This is a genomic window from Sedimentitalea sp. XS_ASV28 (assembly GCF_041224545.1).
Taxonomy (GTDB): Bacteria; Pseudomonadota; Alphaproteobacteria; order Rhodobacterales; family Rhodobacteraceae; genus Sedimentitalea.
In genome coordinates, this window is record NZ_JBGFGP010000147.1 from 1 (window position 1) to 9,555 (window position 9,555).

Here is a 9,555-nt window from a genome sequence, read left to right on the forward strand (position 1 = left end):
TCTGGTCGAGCGCTGCTTCAACAAGCTCAAAAACGCCCGGCGCGTCGCCACCCGCTACGACAAGACCGCCGAGAGCTTCCTTGGCTTCATCGACATCACATCTATCCGCCTATGGCTCCGCCATTTGTCAACATGACCTAGACCCCGTTCCATTCCCGGATCAGCCGCGTGCCAGCCACCGGATTGCGAGGATCCGTGATCTGATGCTTGTGGCGCGCGATCCCTTCGACCTCGTCAGCGAGCAGATCGAGCATGCGTCGGGTTTCCCGATCCGGCCCGCCGTAGGTCAGTTCCTGAATGCGATAGGCGAGCCGGCCCTCTAAAAATGCGCGGCTGTTGTTGGGCGCTGAGCTGCCCATCAGGGTTTCCCACTCAGCTTTCAATTCCTTGACGGACAGGGTCTTCAACATGGCCAGTCGCGACAGGACCGTTTGGTCCAGGCTGGCATCCTGGCCCGGCGCGGGCGGTGTTATCTTATTGTGATGCTTCATCAATTCCTCCGATACGGATACGTTTCCTGCGACGACCACCGCTCTTTCGAGGCGGTAAGTCCACGAAACGGCCTCCGGTTTCGGCAGATATCCTGCATGCATTTCAGCCGGGCCTATCAGCTGCGCACCTCCTGTGATGACGAGTTCAACCCATTCATCATCCCGGATTTCTACCGCGTCGATGCCCGTCAGGTGTTTGCACGGGGGGCACGGAGATCATGATCGCGAAACGCCTTTCTCTTCGTGTGACATGCATTCTGGGCGAATCCGCGACCTCCTTTGCCTCGCGCCTCGCGCGGCGAAATGGCGTCCGGCGCCTCCTGACGTTCTGCTCGGATGTCGGCATCGACTACAGCCAATTGATGAACGGCACCCCGGCTGAAATCGAGCGTTTGGCAACCTTGGGGCGGGGCGGATCACCGCATACTGCAATTCTGGTCGCCGCGCCTTATGGTGGATGGATGGTTCGAGTTGGGTTGCGCCCACCTGAAGTTCACATGCTTGCAGAGGACGAACGCGCGGGTCTGTCCAGTCTGCATCTCCGAAGCGCGTCAGCAACGTGAAAGCGCTTCGGGTGTTCATCTTGGCCTCTGGCAGCTCGAAAGTATCCGCACCTGCCACCTTCATGGCTGCCTGCTGGAGCCGTTGGTATCCTTGGGACACGGCAGAGATGCGTTCGATATTGTTCGCCTTCTGGAGGGCTATTTGCCACCGCAGCCCACCTACGTGGACGAGAATGAGCGACATCTCGAAACCTGGCTTGCCGGACGAATCGGCACGGGGCGGGGCAGCGGCTGGTTCGACGATCTCCCAATCCATGTTGCCGCCCAGACGGCCGAGAACCTTGGTGCGCTGATGACCTTGGGGGCCGATGCGAAGCGTTCGGAAATCTCGGCGCGAGACTGGCTACGGGCGGAAAATGCCGGATACGCGGTCATGCGAAACGGACTGGATGCCATACTGGCGACCCTGCGCGAGATACAGTCCCTCACGCCGATTGACGCCCGTCTTCATCGTCACCGGTTCGGGCTGTTCTATAATTGGCTGCGGGACCGCGACGAAGATCCTGCCTTCGACATCATCCGCGACAGCGTTCGCGAATACATCTGGTCGAACTTCCCCGTCACCGAGGGGGCCATCATTCTTGGCGTTCCGACACCCGAACAGCGGGTCCATACGCCCGCAACCGCGGCGACGGTTTCAGGGGTAAGCCGCTGGAAGATCGAGAAGCACCTGATCCAGCGCGGCATCGCCTGGCCGAGGGACAACGGCCAAGGCGTGCATTTGCACGCCTACCCGTCCGCCGAGACCATTTCCCAGATCACTGCCCAGGTAGATTCTATGGTTTCTGCGACGCGTGCCGGGGAAATCCGCCAGCTTGCGTTGCAGGATTGCCTCCTGGTCGCGACCAATTTTCCGGGCGTTGACGCCGTTGAACCGTGACTTCTTGACCAAGGCCATCGGATCGCGGGTTTTCTCCCAGATGCGAACCCACCCCATCAGGCTGGTGCGGCAGGGCGTGGGCCTGAAGACCGCGTAAGGCAAGACGTTGCCATTTGCCGCTTGCCGCATCTTCTCACTGACCCGCCTTTCTAGTTCCGGGATAAAAGCCGAGCAGGATCGATCCGATCGCGAGACCTCGCCACTGGCTTCCGCCGCAAGAAACGCCTCGCACCAGTCGATCTTCCAGAACACCAGTTGCTGTTCCGCAGTCGACAGCAGGGACAGCAAGCCACGCCCCGCCATGGCGCGACGCGCGGCCTGACGGCTGCCGAAATAGCCGTATTCCACCTCGAAACAGCCCGAAGTGAGCAGATCCATCAGCTCCGAGTGACTCAGGCTGATAGGCGCGTCCTCGCCACCGAGTGGGCGCAGTTGGACGACATGCAGATCGATCCGCTCGACCGCGCAGAGGGTGCCCTGCGCGATGACCGCATCGGCGCGGGACAGGCGCAGCATCGTCATGGCCGGTCCTCCGGCGGCAGCAGGACCGTCGCAGATGTGATGCGGCTATCGAGATCGGTTTGGGCCAGCCCTGCATAGATGGTCCGGACCAATGCGCGGAAAGCCCGACCGCCCAAACCGCTCTCGGCAACGATATCTGCGACGCGGAATGGCTGCCGTTGCGCCGCCATCATTTACTCGACGACGCTGTCCGCTTCCGAGTCGGGACAAGCGCGAAACATGTGCAGCAGTTCGGCATTATGCACCGCAGCAGCGGAAAAGCTGTTTTCCGTAACCAGCACGACCTCTTCGGCAAAGTGGGGCGGAAGTTCTGCGCGGATGCGGGCGAGCGTTTCGCGAAATTCCAATCGCTTAACACGCGCCTGTGGCTTGACCGCGATCGCAACACGGCTACAACTTTCAAATTCGGCCAGATAGTCGGAGACGTGATGGGCTGTTTGCCCACGCTTATCCACGAAGGCGGCTTTTGGCGGCTGATCTCAAAGGTTCCGCAGGTCAATGCGGGCCAGAAGAAGAGCAGTCTTCCGTTCGTGATTGCTTTCATAAATGATCTGACGCGGTCTGCTTTCCGCAGGCAGGCGCGCCAGCAGAAAGCCGCGCGAGCTGGATTTGGACCGTGCCGGAAAGCTGCGCGTACCGGTGCTGCGCTGTGGCGGCTGCCAAGGCATTTTGTCATCGTCATCGGGCATGTGTCATCGGCCAGGTAACCAGCGCGCGCCGGCCGCCATCGGCCCTCCTTCATGGATTTGGGTGTACGGGACCGCCGCGCCAGATCATCTGTACGCTTGAGCGGTCCCGGAATATGGGTCATGAAAGAGGTGTATCGGGTCGCAAACTTGATACACCGAAGAAGGCCTTGAGGGTTGCAGCCCTCTTGGCCTTTTCCTTATTCTAGGTCATGGTTCGCCTCCCTGATAACGATCCGGGAACAACGCCTCCGGTGTGGTGCCGACCGCGCGCGCCAGTGCCTTCTCGATCCGACGTGAGCGATTGCAGCCTTTTCCCACAAGCGTCAGTGCCGCATCCGAAACGCCCAGTTCTCGGGCGATGCGGGCCAACGAGGTGCCTCTGATGCGCAACTCGGCCTTCAGGCGTTCATGCGTATCCAGATTTTGTTTCGACGGCGTCCGCATCAGCCGCGTGCCCCCATATCTGCTGCGTCGGACGGTTCAGCCGACATCAACAGCTAAGGAAGCAAAGTGCAGGCGGTCAACATCAAGTTGTTGTTTGATAAAGAAAATAATCGGTACGAACGTGCCGATCGGTCCGGTACGTTCGTACCTACCCGGCAAATCCTCCAAAGAAGCAGCGCGTTTGAGAGCAAAGGAACTTAAGCTCTACCCATACAGGAATCTTCTGGTGGCCGGGCATCATGGGCAGGCAGAATGCTGACTACGAAAGAATTGTTCGCGAGGTCGGGGCGGTCCGGCTTCGTGCGATTCGTGCGGAGGCTGGGCAAAGCCAGGCCGAATTTGCCGAGCGTCTCGGCTTGGGCGTGAAAACCTACGGCAACTATGAGCGTCAGCAGCGGGAGCTGCCGCAATCGGCGCGGTTGGCAATCATCGACCAGACCGACATGGATCCGCTCCCGACCGAGGCGCTCCATGCGGCCCTGCGTGGTATTGCGCTGCCCGCGCCCGAAGCGCAGGTAGGGCTGAACCCGAACGGCGCGGCCTTCTGGGCAAATCTTCGTGCGGAATGTCGCGCGGCATCTTCTGGGGCGTTCGTGATGCCGACACCACCAGGGTCGGGAAACGGCAAGCCGGATGCGCGCATGTCGCAGCGCCAATAGATCCGGCTGAGGCCGGGCGGCATGGCAACCATCGCGCACCGGCGTTTCTCAGCCGGATCGCCAATGCGCCCTGTGGTGCGCGCGCCAGCGCCGAAAGCTGGCCGATGGACAGGAAGACACCTTCGAAGGCAGCCAGAGAGAAGGAGCGCACCGCAGCCGTGCCTGCTCGGCCTGCGTCGGATATCTGACATCCACACAGAAAACCGTTCTCAATCAGATAGGAAACGGTCTTTGGCGTGATCTTCAGGCGTTGTGCAACGGTTGCCACGGCGAGCGCCGTGTTGTCCTGATCACCAAGATGCTGGGGGCGGCCGGTTTCATTGATCACCGCCAACCGGCCCCATGATCGCATCATCTCGCAATCAAACAGATAATCGCCCGACGGCCTGGTCAGCCTGGGGGCGAGAGCGCCCGCTTCGATCTGCGCAAGCACGGCTGGTTGCGACAGGCCGAGCAGCCTGGCCGCATTGTCCAAATCGACAAGCTCGCTCAACTCACGCTGCAACGCATCGACCATTGCCGGCGTAACAAAGCCCTTGGGGCGTCATTTCCTCGGCCAGAGCATCGGCGCCCTGTCGTAATACCTCGAAACCCGACTGGCCGAACCGCGCCCATTCCGTTTCGCTTTGCCCACTCAGCTTGCTGTCAGGGCCGTGTTCGCGCAACAAGCCGAAGACCTCGCAAGCGCGGCTTGCGACATTCAGATCCAGCTGGTCAATCCACGCCTCACCACGTTCGCCAGCGACCCGGCACCAGAGATATCCCTCAAATTCGGTGTGGTCTTGCGGCACAGGCTCCGCCCGCTCGATCAGCTGCCAATGTTTGCGAATTTGTGCGGCGAAGTCATAACCTTGCAAAGTGAACGTCTCGGCGGGCAACGGCATCAAGGCGCATTCCATGCTCCGAACACGACCGGATCGAAACAGACTGCCATGTCACTCGCCAGCGCGCGCCAGGCTTCCGCATCTGCCCGGACTGCATCCGGTAGGATGCAGTCCGGGCAGATGCGGATCCGCGAGCGATGAAGCGTATGCGTCGTCGCCACCTCGTCGCGTAGACGCAGGGCATTCCGCCCGAGATTGTGGATCGAGACCCGCCCCAACGCATCCGCATCGCATCCGGCGAGGCGCGCCAGGTGCTCGATGGCGTCACGATCACCGCGCAGCAATGACTTATAGGGAAACCCGATGTCGCGGCAGAAATCCGTGCTCGATGCCGCGCCGTGTCGCGCGGCAAGGCGGGACATGAGCGACGTGGCTGGCTCAAGGGGATGATACGCCACCTTCAGCGGCAAAGGCTCAGGGATATAGGCCCCCGACGCGGCGCCCGATGAACTGTGCAGACACACCCGATCACCCTCGCGATCCAGAAAACATGCCTGAGCTTAGGAGTGCGGGTCGATCAGCGCAATCAAACCCGATTGGGCCAGAAATCTGACGAAAGGCCAAGAATATCTGACAGACGATAAGGCGTGACGTGGCGGACCGAGGAGGTCTGCATAAACATAAGGATAAGCAAGGCTTTACGCCAATATTTCCAACTGTTGAGGGTCTATGCCCGTCAATGAGTTACACTAATCAGTTCCAACTGATTGATGGCGATCTGACGAACGAAAACCCCGGCGCGACGGCAATCGCAACCGGGGCCAAAGACGTTGTGCAAGGCGTCTATTTTCCCGAACACGATAGCCCCGAATGGGCCGGTGCGCCAGCGATTATTCTGCGCCACTTCTGCGGGGTGGCAGCATGACCGACACACCCAAAGCCCTGTCCCGTCAACAGCAATGGCGCAAACGCAATCCGAAGTCCTACCTCGCCCACTTGGCGGTATGTGCAGCGCTGCGTCATGGCGTTCTTGAGCGCCAGCCGTGCGCGGTGTGTCGCGATCCCAAGACGGAAGCGCACCACCCCGATTATGAGCGCCCTTATGAAGTCGTCTGGCTATGCCGGAAACATCACAAGGCGTTGCACGCGGCTCAGAAGAAGGGGGCGGCGTAGTGGGACGCGACAAACGCAACGAAAACCGGGCGGAGCATTGGACCAAGATGGTGCGCCCCACCATGCAAACGGACGCATGGCGCGCGCTGTCCAGCACGGCGCAAGCGCTCTATCCGTGGATCAAGTTTGAATGGCATGGGCCTAAGGCCAACAATAACGGCAAGCTGCGCCTGTCTGTACGCCAAGCGGCTGAGTGTCTGGGATGCAACCCCAAGACTGCCATGCGGGGCTTTCACGATCTACAGGCCAAAGGCTTCATTGTGCAGACTGAGGGCGCTTGCTTGGGTGCTACAGGTGAGGCGCAATCCCCCTCTTATGAGATCACAGAGATAGCGTTGCCGACCTCTAACACTGGGCGGCGGCTCTACAGGGATTGGCAGAAAGGCCATGACTTTCCGGTCAAGGTAGTGGCCACCAACAACCCTCACGGCATTAACGGCCAAGCCCCCCCCACCACCACCAACGTGGTGCCACTCAAGGGGGCAAAGCCATGACATGCAAATTCAAAACCCCATGCCTATTTTGGGAACACCCCTGTTCCAATTATGGGGACGGATTGGCTGGGGCCTGTTCCAATAATGGGCACACCCTGTTCCAATTATGGGCACGGATTAGCGGGTTTTTTGCCCCCCCCTGTTCCCAAAATGGGTACATCCTTAATAACCATACACCTAACGAACTGTTGCACGGCCTTGGCGCTAAGCAGGCTGGACGGCAGGTAGGCCCCACATACCGGACGGACGGCCAGCCTGCGTGGTCGCATCATGCGCAAGGTCTGGGATTGGTCCCAATGCCCCGGTTTCAGAATGGGCAGGGGACCGACGCCACAACTGTTCCTTTCTCTCTCCCGAAAAAAAATGGGGAGGGCTTTTGATGGTGAGGGCATCGAAAGAGGCGGCGGCGGCGTTGCGTTTCCTTCCCAAGCTGGTTGTTCCGGAGGGGCGTCTGGCCGGGAAGCGGGTGAAGCTGGCGACCTATCAAAAGGACTTCGTGCGCGGGGCCTTTGCCAAGGGCATGGAAACGGCTTGCCTGTCAATCGGCAGGGGCAACGCCAAGACGGCGCTGTCTGCGGGCATCGCCCTGGGGCATTTGATGGGGGAAATCGCACCCCAGCCGAAACGGGAAATCATCTTTGCAGCCCGGAACAGGGATCAGGCCAAGACGGCGTTCGGATTCCTGGTCGGGTTCATTCAGGGCTTGCCCGAGGATGAACAAGAGCAATTCACGATCCGGCGCGGGTCCAAGCTGGAAGTCGAGACGGACGAGAACGGCGGCGGTCTGGCGCGTGTCATTGCGGCTGACGGCAAGTCCATTCTTGGCGGTGCCCCGACGCTGGCCATTCTGGACGAACGGGCGGCGTGGGAACGCGAAAAGGGCGATGCGCTGGAAAATGCCATTCTGTCCGGTCTCGGCAAGCGGGACGGGCGGGCGCTGATTATCTCAACATCTGCGCCGGATGATGCGAACACCTTTAGCCGCTGGCTGGATGAACCCCCGCCCGGCACCTATGTGCAGGAACACCGCCCCGAACCGGGCTTGCCGCCCGACGATCTGGCAAGCCTGCTGATGGCGAATCCCGGCGCGTCCGAGGGCATCGGCCCCTCTGCGGAATGGTTGCAGGCGCAGGCGCGGCGGGCGATTGCGCGGGGCGGCTCTGCCCTGTCCAGTTTCCGCAACCTCAATCGCAACGAGCGCGTGGCGGCTGACAACCGCTCGGTGCTGCTGACGGTGGACGAATGGCTGGCCTGCGAGGTGGCCCCCGACGATCTGCCCCCGCGTGACGGCCCTGTTGTTCTGGGCGTTGATCTTGGCGGTTCCCGTTCCATGTCTGCGGCGGCGCTCTACTGGCCTGAAACGGGGCGGCTGGAATGCGTGGGAGCGTTCCCCTGCACTCCCGGCCTGGCGGATCGCGGGCAGGCTGACGGCGTGTCCGGGCGCTATGTCGAGATGCGCGACCGGGGGGAACTGGTGACGATGGGCGATGCAACCGTGCCGGTGGGCCGGTTCATGGCCGACGTGGTGGCCAGGCTGGATGGGCAGGCCCCGGCGGCAATCGTCGGTGACAGATTCCGCCATGCCGAGTTTCTGGAAGCCTTGCGCGATGCGGGGCTTGATCGGGTGCCGTTCATCTGGCGCGGGTTCGGCTGGAAAGACGGCTCCGAGGATTGCGAACGGCTGCGCCGCGCGGTGTTTGAGGGCGAGGTCAAGGCCATGCCTTCCCTGCTGCTGCGCTCTGCCTTCGCGGACGCAATCACGCTGGTGGACCCGGCGGGCAATCACAAACTGGCGGCGGGACGCTCAACGGGCCGGATCGACCCGGTTGCGGCAACCGTCCTGGCGGTGGCGCAGGGCGTTCGGATGCAGCGGGCACCCATACAAAACAGAGGGAGACTGGCATGGGGCTGAGGGAAACGGCATCGCGCCTGATCGCGAAACACGGGCAAGCGGCGCAACTGCTGCGACCGGGGCCGGGTACGAAAGACGGGTTCGGCGGATATATTCCCGGCCCGGATACCGCCTATCCCTGCAAGGCGCTGCTGGCCGAATTTACCGTGAATGCCGAGTATATCGCGGCGGGCCTGCTGGATGTGGGCGACGTGCGGGTTCTGGTGTCCGCCGATGGTTTGGCTATCGAGCCTGAAACAACCGACCGGATCGACATTGGCGGCGATGTTCTGCGCATCAAGCGCGTGGTGCGTCATGCGCCCGGCGGCGTCCTGTTCTTCTACGAAATACAGGGGGCCGATTATGTCTAGGCGCAAGGAACATATCCGCCATTCAAAGGCGGTCACACGCGGCCCGCGCTGGCGCGCTCTGCGGATGCAGGCGCTTGAGCGGGATGGCTGGGCCTGCGTTCAGTGCGGCACCCGCAAGCGGCTTGAGTGCGACCATATCCTGCCGGTCAGGACGCACCCGGACCTGGCCTACAGCCTGAACAATTTACAGATTCTGTGCGGGGCCTGTCACGCGCGCAAAACCCGAATTGAGGTGGGCCATAAACCGCTCCCCCCAAAGCGCCAGCAATGGCGCGACCTGCTGCGTCAGATGCAGCGCAACCCTGTCGAGCAATGAGGTAACAACATGCTGACTTCCAAGAAAATCGAACTGCGCCGGTCTGAAATCCGGCAATCGCTGGCCGAACTGGCCGCAAATGACAACCCGTCCGAGGATGAAACCCGCAAGATGGGCGAGCTGGACGCCGAGTATCGCGCCAACGAAACCCGCTATCGCGCGGCGCTGATTGCCGAGGACGAGGAACGCCAGGACGCCAGGGGCGAGCTGGAAACGCGCTCTGAACGCGAATGGTCCG

Annotated in this window: 13 protein-coding genes and 2 pseudogenes; 10 read left to right on the plus strand and 5 right to left on the minus strand. The window is 61.4% G+C overall.

Translation table 11 applies throughout. The annotated features are described in order from the left end of the window. A partial coding sequence (locus tag AB9K34_RS14690; protein ID WP_287883799.1) for a transposase occupies positions 1–136 on the plus strand: 136 nt, incomplete at its 5' end. Position 137: 1 nt separating this feature from the next. Here the strand turns inward: AB9K34_RS14690 and AB9K34_RS14695 are convergent. Further along, the gene (locus AB9K34_RS14695) at positions 138–491 is read right to left on the minus strand and encodes a DUF2924 domain-containing protein (protein WP_369955179.1); all 354 of its coding nucleotides are present in this window, start codon (positions 489–491) and stop codon (positions 138–140) included. A gap of 426 nt (positions 492–917) precedes the next feature. On the opposite strand from AB9K34_RS14695, the pseudogene AB9K34_RS14700 reads away from it, so the two are divergent. Continuing rightward, positions 918–1,070 (plus strand): annotated as a pseudogene (locus tag AB9K34_RS14700) (hypothetical protein); the annotation flags it as partial. A gap of 621 nt (positions 1,071–1,691) precedes the next feature. On the opposite strand, the gene AB9K34_RS14705 reads toward AB9K34_RS14700, so the two are convergent. Further along, positions 1,692–2,456 (minus strand): hypothetical protein, encoded by a 765-nt coding sequence (locus tag AB9K34_RS14705; RefSeq protein WP_369955180.1) that lies wholly within the window; start codon positions 2,454–2,456, stop codon positions 1,692–1,694. A gap of 59 nt (positions 2,457–2,515) precedes the next feature. Here AB9K34_RS14705 and AB9K34_RS14710 point away from each other — a divergent pair, with 59 nt between their 5' ends. Beyond that, positions 2,516–3,163 (plus strand): hypothetical protein, encoded by a 648-nt coding sequence (locus AB9K34_RS14710; RefSeq protein WP_369955181.1) that lies wholly within the window; start codon positions 2,516–2,518, stop codon positions 3,161–3,163. Positions 3,164–3,352: 189 nt separating this feature from the next. Here the strand turns inward: AB9K34_RS14710 and AB9K34_RS14715 are convergent, their stop codons facing one another. Next, entirely contained in the window at positions 3,353–3,589 is a 237-nt protein-coding gene (locus AB9K34_RS14715; RefSeq protein ID WP_369955182.1) for a transcriptional regulator, read from the minus strand. 239 nt (positions 3,590–3,828) lie between these two features. Between AB9K34_RS14715 and AB9K34_RS14720 the strand changes: the two genes are divergently transcribed. Next, complete coding sequence (locus tag AB9K34_RS14720) at positions 3,829–4,248, plus strand: helix-turn-helix domain-containing protein (RefSeq protein ID WP_369955183.1); 420 nt, start codon at positions 3,829–3,831, stop codon at positions 4,246–4,248. A gap of 494 nt (positions 4,249–4,742) precedes the next feature. Here AB9K34_RS14720 and AB9K34_RS14725 read toward each other — a convergent pair whose 3' ends face one another. Then, a complete protein-coding gene (locus AB9K34_RS14725; protein WP_369955184.1) occupies positions 4,743–5,132 on the minus strand; it encodes a hypothetical protein in 390 nt (129 codons plus the stop codon). Beyond that, positions 5,132–5,596 (minus strand): TniQ family protein, encoded by a 465-nt coding sequence (locus tag AB9K34_RS14730; protein ID WP_369955185.1) that lies wholly within the window; start codon positions 5,594–5,596, stop codon positions 5,132–5,134. Before AB9K34_RS14730 ends, AB9K34_RS14725 begins: the two co-directional genes overlap by 1 nt. Positions 5,597–5,993: 397 nt before the next feature. On the opposite strand from AB9K34_RS14730, the gene AB9K34_RS14735 reads away from it, so the two are divergent. The 6 genes and pseudogenes from AB9K34_RS14735 to AB9K34_RS14760 form a co-directional block, all read left to right on the plus strand. Beyond that, positions 5,994–6,245, plus strand: a complete 252-nt coding sequence (locus AB9K34_RS14735) for a hypothetical protein (RefSeq protein WP_369955186.1) — start codon at positions 5,994–5,996, stop codon at positions 6,243–6,245. Beyond that, positions 6,245–6,739: a hypothetical protein gene (locus tag AB9K34_RS14740; protein ID WP_369955187.1), complete on the plus strand. Its 495-nt coding sequence runs from the start codon at positions 6,245–6,247 to the stop codon at positions 6,737–6,739. The genes AB9K34_RS14735 and AB9K34_RS14740 overlap by 1 nt, the downstream gene beginning before the upstream one ends. Positions 6,740–7,118: 379 nt before the next feature. Next, positions 7,119–8,651: a terminase large subunit domain-containing protein gene (locus AB9K34_RS14745; RefSeq protein ID WP_369955188.1), complete on the plus strand. Its 1,533-nt coding sequence runs from the start codon at positions 7,119–7,121 to the stop codon at positions 8,649–8,651. Then, positions 8,642–9,001, plus strand: a complete 360-nt coding sequence (locus tag AB9K34_RS14750; RefSeq protein WP_369955189.1) for a hypothetical protein — start codon at positions 8,642–8,644, stop codon at positions 8,999–9,001. The genes AB9K34_RS14745 and AB9K34_RS14750 overlap by 10 nt, the downstream gene beginning before the upstream one ends. Beyond that, the gene (locus AB9K34_RS14755) at positions 8,994–9,317 is read left to right on the plus strand and encodes an HNH endonuclease (RefSeq protein ID WP_369955190.1); all 324 of its coding nucleotides are present in this window, start codon (positions 8,994–8,996) and stop codon (positions 9,315–9,317) included. The genes AB9K34_RS14750 and AB9K34_RS14755 overlap by 8 nt, the downstream gene beginning before the upstream one ends. A 9-nt stretch (positions 9,318–9,326) precedes the next feature. Then, positions 9,327–9,555 (plus strand): annotated as a pseudogene (locus AB9K34_RS14760) (phage major capsid protein); the annotation flags it as partial.

Coding starts and splice junctions, on each gene's coding strand:
- AB9K34_RS14695 (WP_369955179.1), bottom strand. CDS start 491: ATGAAGCATCACAATAAGATAACACCGCCCGCGCCGGGCCAGGATGCC.
- AB9K34_RS14705 (WP_369955180.1), bottom strand. CDS start 2,456: ATGACGATGCTGCGCCTGTCCCGCGCCGATGCGGTCATCGCGCAGGGC.
- AB9K34_RS14715 (WP_369955182.1), bottom strand. CDS start 3,589: ATGCGGACGCCGTCGAAACAAAATCTGGATACGCATGAACGCCTGAAG.
- AB9K34_RS14720 (WP_369955183.1), top strand. CDS start 3,829: ATGGGCAGGCAGAATGCTGACTACGAAAGAATTGTTCGCGAGGTCGGG.
- AB9K34_RS14725 (WP_369955184.1), bottom strand. CDS start 5,132: ATGCCGTTGCCCGCCGAGACGTTCACTTTGCAAGGTTATGACTTCGCC.
- AB9K34_RS14735 (WP_369955186.1), top strand. CDS start 5,994: ATGACCGACACACCCAAAGCCCTGTCCCGTCAACAGCAATGGCGCAAA.
- AB9K34_RS14745 (WP_369955188.1), top strand. CDS start 7,119: ATGGTGAGGGCATCGAAAGAGGCGGCGGCGGCGTTGCGTTTCCTTCCC.
- AB9K34_RS14750 (WP_369955189.1), top strand. CDS start 8,642: ATGGGGCTGAGGGAAACGGCATCGCGCCTGATCGCGAAACACGGGCAA.
- AB9K34_RS14755 (WP_369955190.1), top strand. CDS start 8,994: ATGTCTAGGCGCAAGGAACATATCCGCCATTCAAAGGCGGTCACACGC.